Origin of the sequence: Puia sp., assembly GCF_036500295.1 — a bacterium.
Classification (GTDB): Bacteria; Bacteroidota; Bacteroidia; order Chitinophagales; family Chitinophagaceae; genus Puia.
On sequence record NZ_DASYCH010000042.1, the window covers coordinates 16,430 to 40,007 of the forward strand.

Genomic DNA, 23,578 nt, shown 5'->3' on the forward strand with positions numbered 1-23,578 from the left:
GAAGGTTTCCTGTCTGCGCGTAGTTTTGGCTGCATAAGATCAATCGTCTTTTTTTAGTATGGCAAGTATGCAGAAATCTGGTCACGGGCTCGCCCGCATCTAAGCCGCTTTTACGACTTTGACAAGGCTAAAATAAGTAAAAATCTGACAAAATGTAACCGATTACAATTTTTTTCAAAAAAAATCTTATTTTTATCCATATAAACAGCATGTAAACGATTGTATGAGTAGCGAGAAAGAAGTCACCATATACGACCTTGCCCGAAAGCTGAATATCTCCATCGCCACGGTCAGCCGCGCTTTAAAGGACGACCCGGTCGTCAGCAAGAAGACAAAGAAGCGGATCGCCGACCTGGCCCAGGAAATGGGCTATCGCTCCAACAACTTTGCCCGTAACCTCCGCACCCAACGCACCAATACCATCGGCGTCATCATCCCCCGCATCAACAGTTCCTTCATGTCCGCCGCCATCGCCGGCATGGAAAACGTCGCCACAAGCGAAGGCTATAATCTGATTATCAGCCAGTCCTCCGAGTCGCAGGAAAAGGAAAAGGCCAATGCCGTCACCTTATTCAACAACCGCGTGGACGGCCTGCTGGTCTCCCTGGCCTACGATACCGAATCCATTGCCCATTTCGAGCCCTTTATAAAGAAGAAGATCCCACTCGTCTTCTTCGACCGTACCACCGACCAGCTGGATGGCATCTGCGTACAGATCAACAACGTCAAAGCGGCTTACGAGGCCACGACCCACCTGGTCAGCCTGGGCCGCCGCCGCATCGTTCATATCACCGCCACCCAGAAACGGAACGTTTATATCGATCGTCTCCAGGGATACAAACAAGCCCTCGCAGACCAGCGTATCCCCTTCCGCGAAGATCATGTCATCGTCGGCAACCTCAGCCAGGAAGCCGGAGCCGATGCCGCCACCCACATCCGCCAGATGCAACCCCTCCCCGACGCGGTCTTCGTCGCCAACGACAACTGCGCCGTCGGCTGCATGATCGCCCTAAAACAAATGGGCATCCGCATCCCCGAAGACATCGCCTTCGTCGGCTTCAACAACGATCCCGTATCCACCGTCATCGAACCCAATCTCACCACGATAAACTATCCCGGCTACGAAATGGGCCAGGTAGCCGCCCGCAACCTGATCGCCCATCTCAGCGGCTCCTCAGGCACCAGCTCAACCAATACCATCATCTTACGCTCGGAACTCGTGATCCGCGAGTCCTCCACCGGCGGGAAACCAACTCCCTAATGAAAAGAATCCTCCTCTCCGGCCTCTTCATCCTTTGGCTGAGCAGCGCCATAAAAGCAGAGGATGGCTACCGGCTTTGGCTTCGCTACGATCGGATCGACAACCCCATCCTGCTGAAACAATACCGGCATGCGCTGACCACCATCGACTTTCCCGCCACAAGCCCGATACTCATAACCGCAAAAAAGGAATTGCTGACCGGCCTTCAGGGCCTGCTCGGGGAAACGCCCCGCCCGACCCAAACCAATAACACCCTCATCGTCCGGCTCCAAAGCCCGGATGAATTGCCCCGCCTCGGCCCGGAAGGTTTTATCATCCGCACGCTCACCCGGGCCGGGAAAAAGACCATCCTCATCACCGCCGCCACCGACAAAGGCGTTCTCTATGGCGTATTTCACTTCCTCCGCCTTCTTCAAACGCAGCAGCCGATCGATCATCTCGCCATCACTAGCATCCCTTCCCTGCCCTATCGCATCCTCGACCACTGGGATAACCTCAACCGCAGGATTGAGCGCGGCTATGCCGGCCTTTCACTCTGGGACTGGTTCACCCTGCCTATATATAAAGATCAACGCTACACCGACTATGCCCGGGCTAACGCCTCCATCGGCATCAATGGAACGGTGCTGAATAACGTAAACGCAAGCCCCTATATCCTTACTCCCGACTATCTCGAAAAGACCGCCGCCCTTGCAGATGTCTTCCGCCCCTATGGCATCAGAGTCTATCTCTCCGTCCGCTTCAGCAGCCCGATCGATATCGGTGGACTAAAAACTGCCGACCCGCTCGACCCCGCCGTCCGCCAGTGGTGGCGCAATAAGACCGAAGAGATCTACCGCCGCATCCCCGACTTCGGCGGCTTCCTCGTAAAAGCCAACTCCGAAGGCCAGCCCGGACCGCAGAACTATGGCCGGACCCATGCCGACGGCGCCAATATGCTCGCCGAAGCCCTCGAACCCCACAACGGTATCGTCATCTGGCGCGCCTTCGTCTATAGCAACGAGACACCCGAAGACCGCGCCCGGCAGGCCTATACCGAATTCAAACCTCTCGACGGCAGGTTTCACCAGAACGTCCTGGTACAGGTAAAAAACGGCCCCATCGACTTCCAACCTCGCGAACCCTTCCATCCGCTATTCGGCGCCATGCCCGCAACACCACTCCTGCTCGAAGTGCAGCTGACCCAGGAATACCTCGGATTCTCCAATCATCTCGTCTATCTGGCGCCACTCTTCGAAGAATGCCTCGACTCCGACACGCACCAACCCTCCCCGTCTACCGACGCTTCCGGCCACAATGCCGTACCGCCCAGCCGCCCGCCACGGCCATCCGATGCCACTCCGGTCTCCGCGACGATTCGTGGCATGGCAGGTGTAGCCAATATCGGCAACGACCGCAACTGGTGCGGACATATCTTTGCCCAGGCCAACTGGTATGCCTTCGGCCGCCTCGCCTGGGAAACCGGTGGCGCAAACACCCCATACTCCGCAGCCATCGCAACGGAATGGATCCGGCAAACGTTTAGCAACCACCCCTCCGTCGTCGACAGCATCCGGCAAATAATGATGGAGTCCCGTGAGATTGCCGTAGATTACATGACCCCGCTGGGTCTTCATCACATCATGGCTTACGAACATCACTATGGCCCGGGTCCCTGGCTCGCCAATGCAGCAAGAGCCGACTGGAATCCCGTATACTACCACAAGGCCGATACGGCCGGCATCGGCTTCGACCGCACAATAACCGGCAGCAATGCGCTCGAACAGTATGCCCCCGGCGCCCGCACCCAATGGCTCGACTCAAATAGCTGCCCCGACAAATGGCTGCTCTGGTGGCATCACGTGTCCTGGAACCATACCATGCACACCGGCCGCACCCTCTGGGCCGAACTCTGTCATAAATATTATGCCGGCGTGGACTCCGTCCGGTGGATACAACGCTGCTGGACCGGTCTCCGCCAACACATCGACCCCGAAAGATGGCAGCAGGTCAACATGCGGCTCGCGATCCAGGAAGCAAACGCCGTGGAATGGCGCAACGCCTGTCTGCTCTACTTCCAGACCTTCTCCCGTCAACCCCTGCCCGAAGGCGCGGAACCACCCGATCACTCCCTTGAATATTACCAGCAACATAAAATTTACTATGCCCCAGGAACAAATCAGTAAGCACACCCAACGGATCGCGATCGTAACCGGCGGCAGCTCAGGCATCGGCCTGGCCATCGCCAAAAAATTCATTGAAGCCGGGATTCGTACCATCATCATCGGCCGGGACAAGGCTAAGCTCTCGGCGGCCAAAACAGAACTGGGCGCCCTTTGCCACCCCGTCACCCAGGACCTCAACGACCTGGACGCCATCCCCGCCCTGATCCACAGGATCACGGCAGAACACGGCCCCATCGATATCCTCGTAAACAACGCCGGCGTCAACATGAAAAAAGAGTTCGCCGACGTGACCGATGAAGAGTTCGAACGGATCCTCCTGACCAATGTCCGATCGGTATTCGCCGTATGCCGCGAGGTGGTTAAAGGAATGCTGCCCCGCGGAAAAGGCCATATCATCAATATCAGCTCCATGGCGGCGCAGTATGGCATCCCCAAGGTCATCGCCTACACCGCCTCCAAGTCGGCGATCGAAGGGATGACAAAGGCCATGGCTGTCGAACTATCCCCGATGGGTATCCTCGTCAATTGCATCGCCCCCGGATTTATCGCAACCGATATGTCCTCGAAGGCGCTGAACGGCGACGCAGAAAGAAAACAAAAGGTCTTCGCCCGGACCCCCCTTGGCCGGTTGGGCGAACCCGCCGACATCGGCGACGCCGCGCTCTTCCTCGCCTCCGATCAGGCAAAATATGTCACCGGAGTAGTGCTGCCCATCGACGGCGGCAACTCCGTCGGTTTTTAAAGTCTTGTACATGAAACAAACTATCCTACTCCTCCTTTCGGCGCTTCCCTTCTTGCGGACCAATGCCCAGGACTTCCCCCTCGTCTCGAAAGACGGGGGAGCCACCCCGATCTATGTGGATCCCCAGGATCATTGGCTCGTCAAAAAAACGGTGGAAATACTACAGGCCGATATCCAGCGCCTCACCGGGGAAGAACCGGTCATCATCACCACGCTGCCCACCAGCCCCATCGCCAATCTCATCATCGTCGGCAGCCGGGATCATTCAGCCATCATCGGTCAGCTGCTGCAGCAGAAACGGCTTTCTGCAAAACAAACCGGAAAATGGGAGGCCTATACCCGCATAACGCTCCGCACTCCGACACCCAATGTCGACGAAGCGCTGGTCATCGCGGGCAGCGACCGCCGCGGTACCGCCTATGGCGTCTTCGATCTCTCCCGGCAACTGGGCATCTCGCCCTGGAACTACTGGGCCGACGTACCCGTACCACACAAGGACCAACTGTTCTACAAAAAAGGCATCGTCACCTCCGACGGACCCGCCGTCAAATACCGCGGCCTCTTCATCAACGACGAGGCGCCCGCACTCAGCGGCTGGGCACGCGAGAAGTTCGGTGGATTCAACCATCTCTTCTACGAACATGTTTTCCAGCTGCTCCTCCGGCTTAAAGCCAACTACCTCTGGCCGGCCATGTGGGGCAACGCCTTTAACGACGACGATACACTGAATCCCAAGCTCGCTTCCCTCTATGGCATCGTCATGGGAACCAGCCACCATGAACCCATGCTCCGCGCCCAGACAGAATGGAAACGCTATGGCGCCGGCCCATGGGACTATACAAAGAACGCCGCCACACTCGACAGCTTCTGGGAGAAAGGCATCGAAAACATGGACCACCACGAAAGTATCGTCACCGTCGGCATGCGCGGTGACGGCGATATGCCCATGACCGAAGGCAGCAACATCGCCCTCCTCGAAAAGATCGTCGGCGACCAGCGCAATATCATCCGGAAGGTCACCGGCAAAGCCCCCGAAGCGACACCCCAATCCTGGGCGCTCTACAAGGAAGTCCAGGACTACTACGACAAAGGGATGCGCGTTCCCGACGATATCACGCTCCTGCTTTGTGATGACAACTGGGGCAATGTCCGCAAACTTCCCACGCTCGGCGAAAAACCCCGCGCGGGCGGCTATGGACTCTACTATCACTTCGATTACGTCGGCGGACCGCGAAACTACAAATGGATCAACACCAACCCCCTTCCACGCATCTGGGAGCAACTCGATCTGACAAGGCAATACGGCGACGACAGGATCTGGATCGTTAACGTCGGCGATATAAAACCCATGGAGTTCCCGATCACGTTCTTCCTCGACTACGCCTGGAACCCCGACGCCATTCCCGCCGATCAGTTATCCGCTTACACGCAACAATGGGCTGCCGCACAATTCGGCGCCGCAAACGCCGCCGCCATCGGCGATATCCTTTCCAAATACGCGAAATTCAACAGCCGCCGGAAACCCGAGCTGCTTTCACCCGACACCTATAGCCTGCTCAACTATCGGGAGGCGGAAAACGTGGTCATCGACTATAAACTCCTGGGCGAAAAAGCAGCGACCATCGGCCAGCAGCTGCCCGCGGCATCCCGCGACGCTTATTTTCAACTGGTCCTCTATCCCGTCCTCGCCGCCGCCAACCTGAACGAACTCTATTACACCGTAGCCCGCAACCACTTCTACGCAACCCAGGGCAGAGTCCTGACAAACGAACTGGCGACACAGGCCAGATCCCTCTTCGATAAGGACTCGCTTCTTTCCCTCACCTACAACCGGAAGATCGCCAGCGGCAAATGGTCACACATGATGGATCAGACCCATATCGGCTACACCGGCTGGCAGGAACCCCGCTATAACGGCATGCCCGCTACCAGGACCATCGATCTCGCCACCACTACCGGCTCGCCCTGGGGCGTAGCCATAGAAGGTTCGGCAGACTGGTGGCCAAACGCCACATCCGAAGCGCAGCTGCCTGCCTTCAATCCCTACGATCACGTCAGCCACTACCTCGATATCTTTAACCGGACATCCCACCCTTTCTCCTATGCCATCACGTCCGCCGATCCCTGGGTTCACATCGGTCGCGGCGATCATTCGGTCACCAGCGAGCAACGCGTGTGGATCAGCATCGACTGGCCACAGGTACCCTCCGGAACCCGGCAGACCAGCCTCACCATCACCGGACCCGCTGGCGCCGCCGTCAAAGTGACCATCCCCATCGATAACACCGGCATCCATCCCCCCGATGACTTCAGGGGATTCGTCGAAACAGGAGGTCTTGTTTCGATTGCCGCAGAACACTTTTCCCGGGCCGTCGGCAATGCCGCCATCAAATGGCAAACCCTGCCCGACCTCGGCCGCACCGGCTCTGCGGTCCGCGCTACACCCGTCACAGCCCGATCGATCACTCCCGGCGGCAACAGCCCCCATCTCGAATATTCCGTGTGGATCAGCGATACCGGTACCATCCGCGTAAATGCCTGGTTTTCCCCGATCCTCGAATTCAACCGGAAACCCATCCATTATGCCATCGCCTTCGATGATGAAAAACCCCAACTCATCGATCTCAGCACCGGCAACGAAGAAAAAGGAACATGGGATAAAATGGTAGCCAATAACATCCGGATCGCCGGTTCCACCCATACGCTCACCCGCCGCGGCGGCCATCTCCTGAAGATCTATTTCGTCGACCCGGGCCCCGTCCTCCAAAAGTTGGTGATCGACGCCGGCGGCATAAGATCCTCATATCTCGGACCGCCCGAATCACCCCGGCTTAATTGAGGATTTTTTAATTCTTTTTCTTATATTTATTACAGATTCCTCGCGTCAGGACCATCTAACCATTCAAAACTATTGCTTGTCGGGGCAGCGATGCTGCCCACACCGGCGAACAAAGCCGCCTATCCAAATTTTGATCATACTACCGATTGATTTACTACCTTCCCTGCGCTAAATCAATTCGTATTATGTTAAGAGCCCTGCTTCTCTTCCCGTTGACCCTATTCAGCCTCTATACCCTCTACGCTCAGTCCCTATACACCCCAAGAGATATAAAAGAAGCCTACCGGAAAGGTACCCGTTCCCCCGACGGCCGCCCCGGCAACCACTACTGGCAGAACAAGGGCCGCTATGATATCACCCTCGACGCCAATCCACCCGGCCGCACCATCCGCGGCGCCGAAACCATCACCTATTTCAACAACAGTCCCGATACGCTAAAGACCCTCGTCTTCCGGCTGACCGCAAACATTCACAAACCGGGCGCCGTGAGAATGGCTACCGCAAACCCGGACTACCTGACCTCCGGCGTCACCATCGACAGCTATGCGGAAAACGGCCAGACCCGCACCTGGCGCAATTCCCCACGGGACGGTTCCTGGAAGCAGATCCGCCTCGGCGCCCCGCTCCTGCCCCATGACTCCATCCGGCTGAACATCGGCTGGCACTACGAGATCTCCCTGGAAAGCGGCCGCGAAGGCATGATCGACTCAACGACATATTTCCTCGCCTATGCCTATCCCCGCGTGGCAGTATATGACGACTACGCCGGATGGGACCGGATCGATTTCACCGATATGCAGGAGTTCTACAACGATTTCAACGACTATACCCTGCAGGTAAAAGTACCCGCCAATTACATCGTCTGGGCGACCGGCGACCTTCAAAACCCCGATGCCGTCCTGACGCCCGCCTATGCCAAAAAACTGGCCGGCTCCATGACCAGCGACAACATCATCCCGATCGCCACCCCCGCAGAGATCGCCGGCGGAAAAGTGACCAGGCAAAATGCGACCAACACCTGGATATGGAAAGCCGCCGATATCACCGACGTAGCCTGCGCCGTCAGCAATCACTTCGCATGGGATGCCTCCAGCGTAGTTGTCGACGACGCCACAGGCCGGCGATCAAGCGTTCAATCCGCTTATAACGACACGGCAAAAGACTTTCACCGGATGGTGGAGTTTGGCCGTCATGCCCTCGACTGGCTCTCCCACAATTATCCCGGCGTCGCCTACCCCTTTCCCAAAACGACCATCGTCCAGGGCTTCGCCGATATGGAATATCCGATGATGGTAAACGACAACACCACCCCGGACCCCACCTTCTCCCGCTTTGTAGCCGAACACGAGATCGCCCACAGCTGGTTCCCTTTCTATATGGGGATCAATGAATCCCGCTTCGCATATATGGATGAGGGCTGGGCCACCACCTTCGAACTGCTCATCGGCAGATCCGACGTCGGCAAAGAGAAGGCCGAAGATCTCTATAAAGAGTTTCGCGTAAACTATTACACCTACGATCCCGCATTCACCGAAGACCTGCCCATCATCACGCCCACCGATGCACTGACCGGCAACGCCTATGGCAACAATGCCTACGGTAAGCCCTCACTCGCCTATCTCGCGGTAAAAGATCTGTTGGGCGATGAGCTGTTCAAAAAATGCCTGCATGCCTATATGGATCACTGGCATGGCAAACACCCCATCCCCTGGGATTTCTTTTATTCCTTCAACGACGCCTCCGGCAAAGACCTCAACTGGTTTTGGAAGAACTGGTTCTTTAGCTATAATTATCTCGACCTCGCCATCGACAAAGTGGAAGAGAACACCGGCGCCCATATCCGCAACATCGGCGGATTCGCCATGCCCTTCGATCTCGTGATCACCTATACCGACGGCAGCACCCAAAGGATCCATCAAACCCCTTCCGTATGGGCCGCCGACCAATCCCAGACGACCGTCGCCTTGCCGGGAACGGAAAAAAAGCTGGCCTCCATCCTGGTGGACAACGGCATCTATGTCGATGCGGATGCTTCGAATAACAAGTGGACGGCCGCTAAATAGAGTACCATGCCTTCAATCAACAACACCCGCCTTTTCATAATCGTATTCTGCGGTATCCTCGTCGCCGGCGACTCCACCGCGCAGCCCATGGCCTTCCGGGACGCTTCCCGTCCGAAAGCCGAACGGGTCAACGATCTCCTCACGCGTCTCACCCTCGAAGAAAAGGTCTCGCTTCTCGGCTATCGCAGCAAGGCTGTCGACCGCCTTTCCATCCCCGCCTACAATTGGTGGAATGAAGCACTACACGGGGTCGCCCGCGCAGGCGAAGCCACCATCTTCCCACAGGCCATCGGCATGGCCGCCACTTTCGATAACCAACTCCTCCGGGAAGCCGCCGGCAGCATTTCCACCGAAGCCCGCGCCAAATATAATCTCTCGACTGCCCTCGGCCGCAGAGAACAATACATGGGTCTCACCTTCTGGTCCCCAAACATCAATATCTTTCGCGACCCCCGCTGGGGCCGCGGCCAGGAAACCTATGGCGAAGACCCCTTCCTCACCGCAATCATGGGAACGGCATTCATAAAAGGGATCCAGGGCGACGATCCCCATTACCTGAAGGCTTCGGCATGTGCCAAACATTTTGCCGTCCATAGCGGACCGGAAGCCAACCGCCATACCTTCGACGCAATCGTCGATGAGAAAGATCTCCGGGAAACCTATCTCTATTCGTTTAAAAGACTGGTCGACTCCGGCGTAGAGTCGATCATGTGTGCCTACAACCGCGTCAACGGCGAACCGTGCTGCTCGGGTCCCACCCTGCTCCACCACATCCTTCGAGAAGAATGGCATTTCCAGGGACACGTGGTCACGGACTGCGGCGCGCTCGACGATATCTTCGCAAGACATAAAGCCCTTCCCGGCCCCGTCGAGACAGCCGCCGCCGCGATAAAAGCCGGCGTCGATCTCGATTGCTCCAACGTCCTGCAACAGGACGCAATAAAAGCCGTCAACGCCGGCCTTCTCACCCGCGACCAGATTGACTCCGCCCTCGCCCCGTTGATCCGCACGCAGCTAAAGCTGGGTTTCTTTGATGACAGGAGATCGGTTCCCTTTAGCAGCTATGGCGCCGACAGCGTTCACAACGCAGGTCACATCGCCCAGGCCCGCCGGCTGGCGGCCGAAAGCATGGTCCTGCTGAAAAACGACCGGAACATCCTGCCCTTGCACAAGGACTCCCTCGCTTCGTTGATGATCGTCGGCCCAAATGCCTTCTCCTTCGACGCTCTCTCCGGCAACTACCACGGCGTGTCTTCGCCAATGGTCAGCTTCGTCGAAGGACTGACCGCCGCGGCAGGCCCCGCCATGCATGTAGAGTATGACCAGGGCTGCGACTACAAGGACAGCGTCCACTTCGGCGGCACCTGGGCCGCCTCGAATTGCCAGGCAACCATCGCCGTCATCGGCCTCACCCCCGTTATGGAAGGAGAAGAAGGCGATGCCTTCCTCGCACCCCACGGCGGCGACCGCACCGACCTCAGCCTGCCCGCCGCACACATCGCCTATATCCGGGCGCTCCGCAAAGCCATCCATGACAAACCGCTGATCGTCGTCGTCACAGCCGGCAGCGCCGTCGATCTTACCCCGATCCTCCCCTACGCCGACGCCATCCTCCTGGCCTGGTATCCCGGCGAACAGGGCGGCAATGCCCTGGCAGATATCGTGTTTGGAAAGATATCCCCTTCGGGCCATCTGCCCGTTACCTTCTATCGCGCACTGAGCGATCTTCCCGACTACAAGGACTATAGCCTCAAAGGCCGCACCTATCGCTACTATAACGGGCCCGTCCAATATCCCTTCGGTTATGGACTCAGCTATACCCAATTCGCCTACACCTGGCAGGAGCAGCCAAAAAAGATCCAAACGATAAAAGATACCCTGGCGGTGACCCTCACGGTCAACAATACCGGCGATCGCGACGGCGACGAAGTGGTACAGGCCTACATCGAGTATCCCAATGCAGAAAGAATGCCGCTAAAGGAGTTAAAGGCCTTTCACCGCGTATCGGTTCCGGCCCATGAAAGCAAACAACTTTCCATCGCCATACCCATGAGCGAACTCCGCAAATGGGATCTCCCCACCAATAAATGGAAACTTTATAAAGGAACGTATAAACTCATCCTCGGCAGCCATTCCCGCGACGAAAAGCTGACGGCAGCGTTTACCGTTCGTTAAACGGAAAGCCGGATCTTCTTCTTTTCAAATACTCCCGTCAGGAGCACGATAAGAAATGCGAATAGTAGCGACTTGGCTACACCGATCCAGCCTGTTCTTATAGCTTCCGGCAATTCAACCGCCGGCCCAAGCAACTTCAGGATAGCAAAATGGATATCGGGCAGCAGGTAACAGGTAAGCGTGATCGTACCCGCCGGCCGGATCAGCCTGTACCAGTCCTGCTTACCTTTTATATCGACGATCGTTCCCAGTATCGCCACGCACCCGACGCTGATCCCCGTACAGATAAGGATCCAGGACGGCGTAACACCCAACTTGGCGATCCCGCCGTATGGTCTCAACAAAAAACCGGCAGCGATCAGCACCGGCACCCAGGCCGCGAGGATGAGCAGCCCCTTCGACGCTTTCCCGTTCCCCGTCATCCGCTGATAGAAGACCGTAGTCACCACACCCCCCATCGTAAAGGCCGAGAGCCCGCCGCTGCCACCCAGCGAGAGATATTGAAGAAACGAATATTCACCCGTATGCGCCAGGATCGAGAACGCGAGAAAATAGAGGAAGAAGAAGGAAAGTAGTGGCATCCGGTCGCCGATAATGAAATACAAAAGGGCGCAGGTAAGATAACACCAGCCGATAAGCCCGAGGATACCCCACCAATGCGTTCTCAACCCCATCGGGTGATCCGGTGTCCCGCCCTTATAGATCAGGGCCATGAAGATCAGCGCCGCGATCCCGATCCCGCGGAACAGCCATTTCCTCCAGAGGGGCCAGTCCGCAGGATAGACAAGCCATACAAAGAAGAAGGCGATCGTAATGATCAGCAAAAACCCAAAGGCCGACACCAATGCGGGACCCTTTGTGAACTCTTCATAGTTGACAAGAAAAAAACCCATTACCAGCAAGGCAAAGCTGCGCCGCAGGATATGCCAGAAGGTCGTCGCCCGCGATGCGCCCCGCTCATGCCCGGCCTTGATGGCCAGCGGTATCGAAAGCCCGACAATAAAAAGGAAGGCGGGAAAAACAGTATCCGCAAGCCCGAGCCGGTCCTCACCCTCCCGGGCATGCTCCAGCCAGTCGGGGACCCCGATGTCCAGGATAAGGTCGTTCACAAAGATCATCAGCATCATCGTTATCGCCCGGAAGGCGTCGATGGAAGCAAGGCGGCGGGTTATTCGTGTCATAGCAGTTTTTTCCAGTAGAAGAGCCAGTCGACCATCCTGCTCGTATACCCATACTCGTTATCAAACCAGACGATCAGCTTCAACTGCCTTCCGACTATGGAAGTAAGCGTCCCGTCCACCACACAGGAATGCGTGTCCCCCTTGATATCCAGCGACACGACGGCTTCCTCGGTGTAGTCCAATACCCCGTCGTATTCGTGCCGCGCAGCATTGGCGAACATCGCATTGATCTCTCTGGCCGTAGCAGCCGTCTTTAGTTGCACCGTAAAATCGGCCATGGCCCCGTTGGCCACCGGCACCCGCGTGGAAACCGTGGCGATCCTGTCCTTCAAGGCAGGCATCAGTCTCTCCAGCGAATCGGCAAGATCGATCTCCACCGGGATAATAGACTCCGCCGCGGCACGGCCCCGGCGATAATGCTTGTGTGGCGCATCCACCAGCTCCTGTCGCGATGTATAGGAATGCAGGATATTCACCTGCGCCGATTCAATGCCCACCTGGTTCAAAAGGTAAAGGATATGCGTAGAACAGTTGGTCATGCACCCGCCCGGCGAGATGATCGTGCTGTCAGCATTCAGGACATGCTGGTTGAACCCGTAGATCAGCAACGGGATCTCCGGCGACCCCGTAGTGGAGAGCAATACCTTCCGCGCACCGGCCTCCAGATGAAGCGCGGCCGTATTACTTTTGGTGAACCGGCCCGAACACTCCAGCACCACATCGACACCCAATGCCGCCCAGGGCAACTCCCGCGGGTCCTCCCGGCGAAAGGCAGCAACCGTTCTGTCGCCGATGGTCAGTTGGCCATCGGCATAAGACACCCGCTGCGGCAAGGTCCCATAGACGGAATCATATCGCAGCAGATACGCAAGGTTGTCCGGTTCCATGATATCGTTGACGGCAACAAGATCGATGCCTTCCAGGGGCAGGATCTTTCTGGCCAGCAACCGCCCGATCCGGCCCATTCCATTAATGGCAACACGCATTTTCATTTCATTTATCTCCTATGGGGTGTCAGCCCCGTCAGGCAACAAATATACAGGTAAACACATACCAATGCTTCGGGCATTTTATCGGAAATTTGCGTATGTCCATTCCATCTCCGGCCCATATTCTCATCATCGATGAGATACCCCTCCTCTCCGTCGGACTCCAGGAGGTCTTTCGGTCCATTCATCCTGATATCCGGGTGGAATACACCGGCAGCGTTTTCACCGCTCTTTCCACCGCTTCCTTCGGATCCCGCAACTGGTTCCTGATCGTGCTGGGCTCCAGCGAAGAGTCCGCCCCGGTCAGCCTCCTGCTCCCCGCCGCGGAACTGAAAGAGAAATTCCCCGGCAGCCTGATCATGCTCTATAGCGATCGCTTCGACCCCGCTTTTATCCCAAAACTGGAATCGGCCACGATAAACGCCATCGTACATAAACACGAAGGGGCAGACGAGATCGCAAAAGCCTGGCGACACCTCGTAGCCGGCAAAAGCTATTGGTCGCCAAAATTCCTTCAACCTCCTGGCAGTCAAAAACAAAACCTCCCAGGATAGGATTATTTTTTACCTTTACACCATTCGCAGGCCCTGGCAACCTTTAACCGTATCACGTCATACCTCTTAACCATGCCCTCTGTACAGCACAAAGCCAAGCCTCTGGATCGAATCCTCGTTATTGATGATTTACCGCTGATCCCCCTTGCCTTCCAGGAAGTCTTCCGGTCTGTCAATTCGGCCGCAGGGGTCGAATATTCCGGGAATATCTTCACGGCACTCTCAGCAAAGATTTACGCCAACACCAGCTTCGATCTCATCATCACCGGCTCCTTCCAGGAACAATACTCCACCAATCTGCAACAGGCCGTTACCGAACTGAAAAAACGTTTCGGCCAGCCTCGCGTCATGATCTATTCCAGCACCTACGACCCGCTCATCATCGAAAAGACGAACACGACAGGCATCGACGCTTACGTACACAAATACGAATCCATCGACGAGATCCGCAAAGCCTACCAACATCTCTCCGCCGGCGAATCCTTCGTATCCGGCATGTTCCACACCCTTTACTATGACTACGGCTATGGCGTAAGAAAATAAACCGGCGTCCCCGCTCTTCCCTGCCTGCGCGGTCGGCACCCCATCCCACCTTCCTCGCAAACCATCACCCTGCCTGCGCCGCCACCCCACCCCCCGCTCTGCAAAAACGTTTTTTTGCGTTTGCCTCAAAATCCTATCTTTGCCAACTCATCAGATGATAGGATGAAAAAAATAAACACTCCCATTCCGCGCCATTCCCTCGCCGACGCCGTCGTCGGCCGGCTCCAGCAACAGATCTCCCTGGGCGTTTACAAACCCGGTGAAAAACTGCCGTCCGAACCGGAGCTGATGATCGAATTCGGCGTTGGCCGCAGCACCATCCGCGAAGCGGTACGCATCCTCGCCAATACCGGCCTGGTAACCGTACGCCAGGGATCGGGCACGATGGTGGAAACCCAACGGGGCATCACCGAGCCACTGCAACATCGCCTTCGCCGCGCAAATGCAGCCGACCTCGACGAGGTAAGACAGTTGCTCGAAATAAAGATCGCCGAAAAAGCCGCCCTGCTCCGCACCAGCAAAGACATCACAAAAATGCGGACCCTGCTGGAGGAAAGAAAGGCCGCCGCAGAAAGCCGCGATATCGAAGGCGCCATCCGCACCGACATCCAATTCCACGTCGCCACCGCAGTCGCCGCACGCAACGGGATCCTTGCCGATCTGTACCGGTCCGTAGCCGAACAAATGTCCCGGCACTTTCATCAAACCTATCTGACCACAGACAGCTTTATCGAAACCCAGCAGCTGCACGAACAGCTGCTTCAAAGCATCATCGACCAGGACCAAAAAAAGGCCTGGCAATACGCGGCAAAGATCGCCGCCCACTAGCCGGATGGGATCCGGCCGTATACAACTGACATGGCAAACACAATCACTCCGTCGCCGGCATCAGCCGTAGCCGACACAACAGCGCAAACCGACGCCGTCGTGCAAAAGACCATATTCTCCATCCTGCTCGCGATCAGCTTCTCACATCTGCTCAACGACACGATGCAGTCCCTGATCCCCTCCACGTATCCGCTGCTGAAACGATCACTAAACCTCAACTTCAGCCAGCTCGGTCTCATCACCTTCTGCTTCCAGCTCACCGCATCCCTCCTGCAGCCGTTTGTAGGTTTGTATACAGACAAACGCCCGCAACCCTATTCCCTCGCGGCAGGGATGTGCTTCACCCTCGCAGGACTGCTCCTCCTCTCGAGAGCCGGCACCTTCCCGCTCGTACTCGTATCCGTATCCCTCGTCGGTGTCGGCAGCTCGATCTTCCATCCCGAAGCCTCCCGGCTGGCCTACCTGGCCTCGGGCGGCAAACGCGGCCTGGCCCAATCCATCTTCCAACTGGGCGGCAACGCCGGCGCTTCCCTCGGCCCCCTGCTGGCCGCCAGGATCGTCTCCCCCTACGGCCAATCCAATATCATCTGGTTCGGCGTCTTTGCCCTGATCGCCATCGGCGTCCTGCTCCGCACCGGCTCCTGGTATCGCCGCAACCTGACCATGCGCCGCAAAAAGGTCCTCATCTTCGAACCCAACCCCGGACTGCCAAAGAAAAGAGTGGCCTTTGCACTGGTCGTCCTGCTGGTGCTCATCTTCTCCAAATATTTTTATATGGCCAGCATGAGCAGCTATTATATGTTCTTCCTCATCGACAAATTCCATATCACCGACCAGACCGCACAGATCATGCTTTTTGTCTTCCTCTTCGCCGTAGCCGCGGGAACGATGATCGGCGGACCCATCGGCGATCGCATCGGCCGTAAATACGTCATCTGGTTCTCCATCCTCGGCGTCGCCCCCTTTACCCTGCTACTGCCCTACGCCAGCCTATTTTGGACCGGTGTACTTTCCGTCTTTATCGGACTCATTCTCGCCTCCGCCTTCTCCGCCATCCTCGTCTACGCACAGGAACTCGTACCCGGAAAGGTAGGGCTCATCGCCGGACTGTTCTTTGGCCTCGCCTTCGGCATGGGCGGCATCGGCGCCGCCGTCCTCGGCCGGCTCGCCGACCGCACCAGCATCCACCACGTGTTTCATCTCTGCTCCTTCCTGCCCCTGCTCGGCCTCCTCACCGGCTTCCTCCCCCAGACTGGGCCACGGGCCCAGTGGCCGAAGGCCCATCATTAGATACCAAACGCCGAAGGCGTAAAGTGCACCTCTGGTCACAAAAAAACCTACCCCTCTAAAACGTCAAGGCCGTTCTGCGAACAGAACGGCCTCTAACGATTGCTTGCCATATAAAGACTTACTTCTTCGTAGTGTCAGTAGCCTTCTTAGCAGTATCAGCACTCATCTTGGAAGAATCAGCGCTCATCTTGCTGGAGTCAGCGCTCATCTTGGAAGAGTCAGCACTCATTTTGGAAGAGTCAGCAGATGCCTTTGCGTCAGCACCAGAGTTGTTACAAGCTGCGAAAGCGGCGATAGCGGCTACAAAAAAGAACTTTTTCATGAATTTTTTGATTTTGCGTTAATTGAGAATGGTTTCGAGAGATTAATACTCAAGGGAATAAAAAGTAACCCGCAAGAATCAACGTTTTTTATATATTCTTTTAAATAATGTGTATCAGGTGGTTTTTGAACGCTAAAAATGCTTTTTATGAATTTTTTCCCATTCCTTTGGGTTACGAATGGATAATTTGGGTATTAAATATAGTTTAAGCGTGAGGACAGAGACCAACGAACAAAAGTTACTCGAAGGACTGGCACATAACGACCGCAAGGCCATCGAAACGATCTACAAACAGCACTTTAATATGGTGCAGTCCCTGATCCTCAGCAACAACGGCTACCCCGATGACGCCCGCGATATTTTTCAGGAAGCCATGATCGTACTCTTTGAAAAAGCAAGATCCGGCTCTTTTGAATTAAATAGTCAGCTGAAGACCTACCTCTATTCCGTATGCCGCAGACTCTGGCTTAAACGCCTGAGCCAACAGCAGAGATACTCCCCAGAAGTGGCGAATCTCGAAGAAACCGTACCCGTGGAAGAGGATGTCGAACGGCATGTACAGCGCAACAAAGACTTCCTGGTCATGGAACAGTCCCTGAAGAGCCTCGGCGAACCCTGTAAAAGCTTGCTCGAGGCCTACTACCTGGAAAAGAAAACGATGGTGGACATCGCCGCGGATTTTGGTTATACCAACGCCGACAACGCCAAGAACCAGAAGTACAAATGCCTGATGCGATTAAAAAAGATGTTCAAACAAAAAAAAGATTCGATAGAATAAAAACAAGTGAGTCATGCAAGACACTGCCCTATTAGACGCTGTTGAACGGTATCTCCGGGGAGAAATGCTCCCGGAAGAGATCCTGTTCTTCGAACATATCCGCAAAACAAACCCGGAAGTTGACCAGATGGTGGTCGATCATGCTGCCTTTCTGAAGCACTTCTCCCAATTTGGCGAGACCCGGCAGCTGAAAACCCAATTGAACGACGTATACCAACAGCTCAGCCGCGACGGCGCCATCGAGCAACCCAATACGCCGGCCAAAGTGATCATCCTCTGGAAAAAATACAAACGCACCGTTTTTGTGGCCGCCTCCATCGCCGGCATCACCGCCCTCTTCATCAGCGGACTCATTTCTCTCGTTACCCCAAAAGTAAGCCAGTCCAGGATAGATCTCTTAAGCCGTCAGCTAAATGATCAGGCGGCAAAGTTGAATACAGTCACCAGCCAGCTGCACTCTGCAGAAGCCGCCCGCACCACTACTTTTAACCGCGGCGGCACCGGCTTCCTCGTCGACGGCAAAGGCTACCTGCTCACAAACGCCCATGTCGTAAAGAACGCCACCGTCGTCGAAGTGCAAAACACCCTTGGCGAATACCAGGCCCGCATCATCCAGCTCGACCGGCAGGCCGACCTGGCCCTGCTCAAGATAGTTGACACCTCCTATCATGCCTTCAACGGATTGCCCTACGGCATCAGCAAGACCGGCGCCGATCTGGGTGAAGAACTGTTTACCCTGGGTTATCCCCGCCCCGAGATCGTGTACGGCAAAGGATATCTCAGCGCAGAAACAGGCTTCCAGGGCGATACGCTGAACTTTCAGCTCACCATCGCCGCCAACCCCGGCAATAGCGGCACCCCCGTTCTTAATAACGACGGCGAAGTCATCGGCATCGTAACCTCCAGCCAGCAGAACGCGGAAGGAATGGTCTTCGCCGTTCGGTCGAAGAACATCTACAACGCACTCGACTCCATGCGGACCGACACCACCCTCCAAAAGACCGACAGCACCCTCAGCCTCCTGAAGATCCCGGTCAACACCTCCCTCAAAGGCATGGATCGCAAAACCCAGATCAGACGACTCCGCGATTATATCTTTATCGTAAAATCGAACTAACAAAAAGGCCCCCCGAACGGCCGGAGGCCGGTCGCCCGGAGGGCTATCATCGGCCCCGCGGGCCTTTTCTTTTATTTCCACAAACTCTTCGGATATTCCCCCTTATCGATCAGCCCATTCAAACTCGCCTGCACATCCGGCGCATCCTCCTTGTACGTCACCCCAAACCACTTCGCCCCCGTCGGGATCACCTTGATATTCCCCTTCCCCTCCTTGATAAACTTATCACCGATGATCGGGATAAAGAACTCCGCCTTCGGATTCGTCCCCTGTTCCCGCAAAAACTCACCAAATATCTTTTCCACGTAGGTAAAGACCGAAGGATCAAAACCCCAGAAATTCATCGACACCTTCGAATCGAACGGCACCTCGAATTTCTTCTCGCCCTCCTCATAAGTGATCTTCCCCCCTTCCTCATAGATCTTCGTCCGCTCGGCAATAGAGACCAGGTTGTCCTGCCCATCCACCTGGCAAACCCCGCGACTCACCGTACCATTGTCGGAAAGCGTCTTGGCCAGTTCGTAACCAATGATGCAATAGGTCCTCGGATCAACCGGCCCCGTCAGAAACGAATACGCCTTCTCAAAAGCATCGCGGCCATAAAAATCATCCGCATTGATCACGGCAAACGGCTCCCTGACCGCATCCTTCGCACAAAGCACCGCATGCGCCGTTCCCCATGGCTTGGTCCGCTCCGCCGGTACGGTATAACCACCGGTAAAAGAATGCAGGTCCTGATACACATAGTCCGTCGCGATCCTGCCCTTCAGCTTCGGTTCGAAGATATTCTTAAAGTCTTCCGCAAAATCTTTTCGGATAATGAACACTACTTTTGTAAACCCGGCGCGAATCGCGTCATAGATAGAATAATCCATTATCGTTTCTCCGCTCGGGCCAAAGCCCTGGATCTGTTTCATACTCCCATAGCGGGAGGCCATACCGGCGGCTAAGATCAAAAGAGTAGGTTGCATTATACTATTATTATATTTGGACACGAAAATAAAGCATTACGGTGAATCATCCATCATCCCCGATCGAACCTTTGCAGTGGCCGGATTCCGCCGCCCGACAGCTGACCGTGGATGTGATGCGCCTGGACAAATTACACCCCATCGTCTCCGGCAACAAGTGGTTCAAACTAAAAGAACATCTCGCCCTCGCCAACCCCAATAAACCCATCATCACCTTCGGCGGTCCCTGGTCCAATCATCTCGTCGCCACCGCCTATGCGGCAAAACAACACGGGCTCACCGCCATCGGCTTCATCCGGGGAGAAGAACCTGCCCACACATCAGCCACCCTGCAAGAGGCCGCCGGCTACGGCATGCAGCTCGAATTCATCTCCCGGCAGCGATACCGGCAAAAAGAGGATCCCGAATTCATACAGGAATTGTCGGTCCGGTTTCCCGGCGCATATATCATCCCGGAAGGCGGCGGCGGACTCCCGGGCATCACCGGCAGCGAAGCCATTCTCCGCACCGCCAATACCACAGCCTATACCCATATCGGCTGCGCCATCGGCACCGGCACCACCTTCCTCGGTCTTTGGCGAGCCTCCACCCCGCAACAAACCATCGTCGGGATACCCGTTCTGAAAGGCTTCGATGCCGCGCCGCTTTCTCATCCCCGCACGCTGTTCCTTCCGCAATATCATTTCGGCGGCTATGCCCGCCACCCGCAAACCCTCCTCGATTTCATGAACGGATTCTACCGCGATACCGGCGTTCCCACGGACATCGTGTACACCGGTAAACTCTTCTTTGCCATCCTCCAAAGTATCCGCCAGGAGCTTTTTCCCACTCATTCCCGGCTGTTGATCATCCACAGCGGAGGACTGCAGGGTAACCGGTCTCTCCCACCCGGAGCTTTGACCTTTGGCAAATGATGACCGAAATTTTTGGTTGCTATTTTAGGCCCGGATTTTGTAATTTCATACCACCTATGTATAAGACCGCAGGTTCGTTCCTCCTCTGCCTTCTTCTGACTACCTTCCTCCGGGCCCAGGATACGCTGCCCCGATTCTCGGCCACAGCCCGGGGTCCCGGCAAGATCCTCATCAGCTGGCACAACAAACTCCCCGAAGTCACCCAGATCAGCATTCAACGATCCACCGACAGTCTTAGGAATTTTACAACCCTGGTCACCGTTCCCGATCCCAGGCTCCCCGCAAACGGCGCCATGGACAACAACGCCCCCCATCCGAATTTCTACTACCGGCTGTTCATCGTCCTCGCCGACGGCAAATATATTTTTACTCCTTCGCTGCGCCCACATTCCCAGTCCGAAGGCAGCACCCCGGTAGCCCAAAAAGAAGAAGAGGAGACCGATGAGTCGGTCGCCCGTGCCGCGAGCAACCGGCTACTCGTCATCTCGCCCGCAACCGAAAAAACAAAGATCCCAACGCCCACCGCGATCCACGGCCTTCCCGAACTGCCCCTCGCCAATACGGTATTTGTCCGCAAAGGCGACAGTCTGATCGGCCAGCTGAGCGGATCAAAAGTGCAATCCTTCCGCGATTCCCTGCTGCGAAAGACAAAGGACACCCTCATCTTTATTGACGGGGATACCCTCCTCATAAAGCCCTTTGTCGCCAAAGAAGTATACAGGGTCTCACAAAATGTGTACACGGGAAAATACGGCAACATCCATATCAGTCTGCCCGAAGCACCCAGAAGACATTATAACGTAAAATTTTTCGATGAGAATGACAAGCTGCTCTTCGAACTATCCGAGATCAAAGACCCCAGCCTCACGCTCGACAAAACGAATTTCCGCCACTCGGGCTGGTTTCGCTTCGAATTGTATGATGGAGATCAGCTGAAAGAGAAGAATAAATTCTTTATCCCAAAAGAATTCTAGCTAACCCGCGCGACTTCGCAGTCGCTAACCCAAAGTCACGTCAAACACTTCCTCGAACCGGTTCTTCCAGCGGGCCTTCACCTCCTCCACATCCACCCGCCGGCCAAGTTCCTTCTCCAGCGACGTCACCTGCTTATCCGCGATGCCGCAGGGAACGATATTGCCAAACCACGAGAGATCCGTGTTGATATTCAGCGCAAACCCATGCATCGTGATCCACCGGCTGCACCGGACCCCCATGGCGCAGATCTTTCTCTCCCGCCCCCTGATCCCCGGCTCGATCCAGATGCCCGTTTCCCCCGCCGACCGGTCCCCGGCAAGACCATAGTCCGCCAGCACACGGATACCCACCTCCTCCAGACTCCGCAGGTACCAGCCCAGATCGGTACGAAATTTCTCCAGGTCGAGAATCGGATAACCAACCAGCTGCCCCGGCCCGTGGAAAGTGATATCCCCCCCACGATTGGTCCGGAAAAAAGCAGCCCCCTTTTCCTCCATCGCAGCATCGTCCAGCAGAACATTTTCGATATGCCCGCTCTTGCCAAGGGTATAGACAGGCGGATGCTCAACGAATAACAGGCGATGTTCCGTACCCGCAATCCCACCCCCCCGTTCTCTCGCCTCCACCTTGATACGCACATTCTCCTTTAGTAACGACTCCTGGTAATCCCAGGCCTCCTGATAGCCCATCCGGCCCAGCTCTTCGAAGATGACTGTTTCCATGCGGTGCAAAGTTACGCAAACGGCCCGAAGGTTGTACCTTTGCGCAAATGGCCACCTCCATGAACCACGGTCCCGATGAAGAAAAAGAGCTCGACGAAAGCCCACCCGCCGACGGGGGGGAAGAGTTGTACGAACGCCTGAATCTCAAGGTCGATAAAGGACAGGAGCCCCTACGCATCGACAAATTCCTCGTCCGGCGGATCGAGAACGCCACCCGCAACAAGGTCCAGAAGGCCCTGGAAGCCGGGATGGTCCTGGTCAACAACAAACAGGTGGCCGCCAACTACAAGATCAAACCCCTCGACGAGATCGTCCTCTACTCGGATAAGGAAGCCCATGGAGAAGAGATCATCCCCGAAGAAATGCCGCTCAATATCCGCTACGAGGATGACGAAGTGATGATCATCAACAAACGGCCCGGACTCGTCGTCCACCCGGCCAGCGGAAACTATTCAGGAACGTTGATAAACGGCGTCGCCTGGTACCTCCTCCAAAAGAACAGCACCCTCACCGAACAGAACCTGCCCCGCTTCGGCCTCGTCCACCGCATCGACAAGAATACCAGCGGTCTGATGGTGCTCGCAAAAACCGAAAAAGCCGTTCGCAGCCTCGCCAAACAATTCTTCGACCATACCGTCAAACGCCAGTATATGGCCCTGGTCTGGGGCGATCTCGCAGAGGAAAGCGGCACCATCGTCGCACACGTCGGCCGCCATCTTCGCTTTCGGAAGCTGTTCGACGCCTATCCGGATGGCGATCACGGCAAAGAAGCCATCACCCACTATAAAGTATTGGAACGTTTCGGGTATGTTACCCTCGTACAATGCGTTCTGGAAACCGGCCGCACCCACCAGATCAGGGTACACATGCAGCACATCGGCCACCCGCTCTTCAACGACGATACCTATGGCGGCGATAAGATCGTCAAAGGCACCGTCTTCAGCAAATACCGCCAATTCGTCGACAACTGCTTCGCCATCTGCCCCCGGCATGCCTTGCACGCCAAGACCATCGGATTCATCCATCCGGCGACAGGCAAAGACATGCTCTTCGAAAGCGAACTGCCAGACGACATGCGGGATGTGATCGGAAAATGGCGCGCCTACACCACCACCACCGGACTCCATCGCTGACCGCCACCACACGCCA

General features: G+C 55.9%; 20 protein-coding genes. 15 read left to right on the plus strand and 5 right to left on the minus strand.

Annotated elements, in window-relative coordinates; genetic code table 11:
- Positions 1-223 precede the first annotated feature (223 nt).
- From VGM48_RS07775 to VGM48_RS07800, 6 genes are all read left to right on the plus strand, one after another.
- Entirely contained in the window at positions 224-1,261 is a 1,038-nt protein-coding gene (locus VGM48_RS07775) for a LacI family DNA-binding transcriptional regulator (RefSeq protein ID WP_331577736.1), read from the plus strand.
- Positions 1,261-3,426: an alpha-glucuronidase family glycosyl hydrolase gene (locus VGM48_RS07780; RefSeq protein WP_331577738.1), complete on the plus strand. Its 2,166-nt coding sequence runs from the start codon at positions 1,261-1,263 to the stop codon at positions 3,424-3,426. Before VGM48_RS07775 ends, VGM48_RS07780 begins: the two co-directional genes overlap by 1 nt.
- Entirely contained in the window at positions 3,404-4,168 is a 765-nt protein-coding gene (locus VGM48_RS07785) for an SDR family oxidoreductase (RefSeq protein ID WP_331577740.1), read from the plus strand. Before VGM48_RS07780 ends, VGM48_RS07785 begins: the two co-directional genes overlap by 23 nt.
- Before the next feature lie 10 nt (positions 4,169-4,178).
- Complete coding sequence (locus VGM48_RS07790) at positions 4,179-7,007, plus strand: glycosyl hydrolase 115 family protein (protein ID WP_331577742.1); 2,829 nt, start codon at positions 4,179-4,181, stop codon at positions 7,005-7,007.
- 185 nt (positions 7,008-7,192) lie between these two features.
- Positions 7,193-9,070, plus strand: coding sequence for a M1 family metallopeptidase (locus VGM48_RS07795; protein WP_331577744.1), 1,878 nt, complete (start codon positions 7,193-7,195; stop codon positions 9,068-9,070).
- Positions 9,071-9,076: 6 nt separating this feature from the next.
- Positions 9,077-11,245: a glycoside hydrolase family 3 N-terminal domain-containing protein gene (locus tag VGM48_RS07800; protein WP_331577746.1), complete on the plus strand. Its 2,169-nt coding sequence runs from the start codon at positions 9,077-9,079 to the stop codon at positions 11,243-11,245.
- Here the strand turns inward: VGM48_RS07800 and VGM48_RS07805 are convergent.
- Both VGM48_RS07805 and VGM48_RS07810 read right to left on the minus strand, forming a co-directional pair.
- A complete protein-coding gene (locus VGM48_RS07805; RefSeq protein ID WP_331577748.1) occupies positions 11,242-12,426 on the minus strand; it encodes a DUF5009 domain-containing protein in 1,185 nt (394 codons plus the stop codon). The genes VGM48_RS07800 and VGM48_RS07805 overlap by 4 nt on opposite strands.
- Entirely contained in the window at positions 12,423-13,412 is a 990-nt protein-coding gene (locus VGM48_RS07810) for a type I glyceraldehyde-3-phosphate dehydrogenase (protein WP_331577750.1), read from the minus strand. The genes VGM48_RS07805 and VGM48_RS07810 overlap by 4 nt, the downstream gene beginning before the upstream one ends.
- Before the next feature lie 101 nt (positions 13,413-13,513).
- On the opposite strand from VGM48_RS07810, the gene VGM48_RS07815 reads away from it, so the two are divergent.
- From VGM48_RS07815 to VGM48_RS07830, 4 genes are all read left to right on the plus strand, one after another.
- Entirely contained in the window at positions 13,514-13,969 is a 456-nt protein-coding gene (locus tag VGM48_RS07815; RefSeq protein WP_331577752.1) for a hypothetical protein, read from the plus strand.
- A 72-nt stretch (positions 13,970-14,041) separates the two neighbouring features.
- A complete protein-coding gene (locus VGM48_RS07820) occupies positions 14,042-14,512 on the plus strand; it encodes a hypothetical protein (RefSeq protein ID WP_331577753.1) in 471 nt (156 codons plus the stop codon).
- A gap of 162 nt (positions 14,513-14,674) precedes the next feature.
- A complete protein-coding gene (locus VGM48_RS07825; protein WP_331577755.1) occupies positions 14,675-15,340 on the plus strand; it encodes a FadR/GntR family transcriptional regulator in 666 nt (221 codons plus the stop codon).
- Between the two features lie 30 nt (positions 15,341-15,370).
- A complete protein-coding gene (locus VGM48_RS07830) occupies positions 15,371-16,630 on the plus strand; it encodes an MFS transporter (protein ID WP_331577757.1) in 1,260 nt (419 codons plus the stop codon).
- 118 nt (positions 16,631-16,748) lie between these two features.
- On the opposite strand, the gene VGM48_RS07835 is transcribed toward VGM48_RS07830, so the two are convergent.
- Positions 16,749-16,952: a hypothetical protein gene (locus tag VGM48_RS07835; RefSeq protein ID WP_331577759.1), complete on the minus strand. Its 204-nt coding sequence runs from the start codon at positions 16,950-16,952 to the stop codon at positions 16,749-16,751.
- Between the two features lie 211 nt (positions 16,953-17,163).
- Between VGM48_RS07835 and VGM48_RS07840 the strand changes: the two genes are divergently transcribed.
- Complete coding sequence (locus VGM48_RS07840) at positions 17,164-17,730, plus strand: sigma-70 family RNA polymerase sigma factor (RefSeq protein ID WP_331577761.1); 567 nt, start codon at positions 17,164-17,166, stop codon at positions 17,728-17,730.
- A gap of 13 nt (positions 17,731-17,743) precedes the next feature.
- Complete coding sequence (locus tag VGM48_RS07845; RefSeq protein ID WP_331577763.1) at positions 17,744-18,847, plus strand: serine protease; 1,104 nt, start codon at positions 17,744-17,746, stop codon at positions 18,845-18,847.
- Between the two features lie 71 nt (positions 18,848-18,918).
- On the opposite strand, the gene VGM48_RS07850 is transcribed toward VGM48_RS07845, so the two are convergent.
- On the minus strand, positions 18,919-19,818 hold the full coding sequence (locus tag VGM48_RS07850) for a sugar phosphate nucleotidyltransferase (RefSeq protein ID WP_331577765.1): 900 nt from the start codon (positions 19,816-19,818) through the stop codon (positions 18,919-18,921).
- Between the two features lie 41 nt (positions 19,819-19,859).
- On the opposite strand from VGM48_RS07850, the gene VGM48_RS07855 reads away from it, so the two are divergent.
- A complete protein-coding gene (locus VGM48_RS07855) occupies positions 19,860-20,732 on the plus strand; it encodes a 1-aminocyclopropane-1-carboxylate deaminase (RefSeq protein ID WP_331577767.1) in 873 nt (290 codons plus the stop codon).
- Between the two features lie 56 nt (positions 20,733-20,788).
- Entirely contained in the window at positions 20,789-21,706 is a 918-nt protein-coding gene (locus VGM48_RS07860) for a hypothetical protein (protein ID WP_331577769.1), read from the plus strand.
- Between the two features lie 24 nt (positions 21,707-21,730).
- On the opposite strand, the gene lipB is transcribed toward VGM48_RS07860, so the two are convergent.
- Positions 21,731-22,429: a lipoyl(octanoyl) transferase LipB gene (gene lipB / locus VGM48_RS07865; RefSeq protein WP_331577771.1), complete on the minus strand. Its 699-nt coding sequence runs from the start codon at positions 22,427-22,429 to the stop codon at positions 21,731-21,733.
- Positions 22,430-22,488: 59 nt separating this feature from the next.
- On the opposite strand from lipB, the gene VGM48_RS07870 reads away from it, so the two are divergent.
- On the plus strand, positions 22,489-23,562 hold the full coding sequence (locus VGM48_RS07870) for an RluA family pseudouridine synthase (protein ID WP_331577773.1): 1,074 nt from the start codon (positions 22,489-22,491) through the stop codon (positions 23,560-23,562).
- The last annotated feature ends 16 nt before the right edge of the window (positions 23,563-23,578 follow it).

What these genes read in the sequence shown, in the direction of transcription:
- VGM48_RS07860 (WP_331577769.1), top strand. Translation starts at nt 20,789, where the DNA reads ATGTATAAGACCGCAGGTTCGTTCCTCCTCTGCCTTCTTCTGACTACC.
- VGM48_RS07800 (WP_331577746.1), top strand. Translation starts at nt 9,077, where the DNA reads ATGCCTTCAATCAACAACACCCGCCTTTTCATAATCGTATTCTGCGGT.
- VGM48_RS07825 (WP_331577755.1), top strand. Translation starts at nt 14,675, where the DNA reads ATGAAAAAAATAAACACTCCCATTCCGCGCCATTCCCTCGCCGACGCC.
- VGM48_RS07775 (WP_331577736.1), top strand. Translation starts at nt 224, where the DNA reads ATGAGTAGCGAGAAAGAAGTCACCATATACGACCTTGCCCGAAAGCTG.
- VGM48_RS07795 (WP_331577744.1), top strand. Translation starts at nt 7,193, where the DNA reads ATGTTAAGAGCCCTGCTTCTCTTCCCGTTGACCCTATTCAGCCTCTAT.
- VGM48_RS07830 (WP_331577757.1), top strand. Translation starts at nt 15,371, where the DNA reads ATGGCAAACACAATCACTCCGTCGCCGGCATCAGCCGTAGCCGACACA.
- VGM48_RS07780 (WP_331577738.1), top strand. Translation starts at nt 1,261, where the DNA reads ATGAAAAGAATCCTCCTCTCCGGCCTCTTCATCCTTTGGCTGAGCAGC.
- VGM48_RS07790 (WP_331577742.1), top strand. Translation starts at nt 4,179, where the DNA reads ATGAAACAAACTATCCTACTCCTCCTTTCGGCGCTTCCCTTCTTGCGG.
- VGM48_RS07870 (WP_331577773.1), top strand. Translation starts at nt 22,489, where the DNA reads ATGAACCACGGTCCCGATGAAGAAAAAGAGCTCGACGAAAGCCCACCC.
- VGM48_RS07835 (WP_331577759.1), bottom strand. Translation starts at nt 16,952, where the DNA reads ATGAAAAAGTTCTTTTTTGTAGCCGCTATCGCCGCTTTCGCAGCTTGT.
- VGM48_RS07815 (WP_331577752.1), top strand. Translation starts at nt 13,514, where the DNA reads ATGTCCATTCCATCTCCGGCCCATATTCTCATCATCGATGAGATACCC.
- VGM48_RS07785 (WP_331577740.1), top strand. Translation starts at nt 3,404, where the DNA reads ATGCCCCAGGAACAAATCAGTAAGCACACCCAACGGATCGCGATCGTA.
- VGM48_RS07845 (WP_331577763.1), top strand. Translation starts at nt 17,744, where the DNA reads ATGCAAGACACTGCCCTATTAGACGCTGTTGAACGGTATCTCCGGGGA.
- lipB (WP_331577771.1), bottom strand. Translation starts at nt 22,429, where the DNA reads ATGGAAACAGTCATCTTCGAAGAGCTGGGCCGGATGGGCTATCAGGAG.
- VGM48_RS07850 (WP_331577765.1), bottom strand. Translation starts at nt 19,818, where the DNA reads ATGCAACCTACTCTTTTGATCTTAGCCGCCGGTATGGCCTCCCGCTAT.
- VGM48_RS07805 (WP_331577748.1), bottom strand. Translation starts at nt 12,426, where the DNA reads ATGACACGAATAACCCGCCGCCTTGCTTCCATCGACGCCTTCCGGGCG.
- VGM48_RS07820 (WP_331577753.1), top strand. Translation starts at nt 14,042, where the DNA reads ATGCCCTCTGTACAGCACAAAGCCAAGCCTCTGGATCGAATCCTCGTT.
- VGM48_RS07810 (WP_331577750.1), bottom strand. Translation starts at nt 13,412, where the DNA reads ATGCGTGTTGCCATTAATGGAATGGGCCGGATCGGGCGGTTGCTGGCC.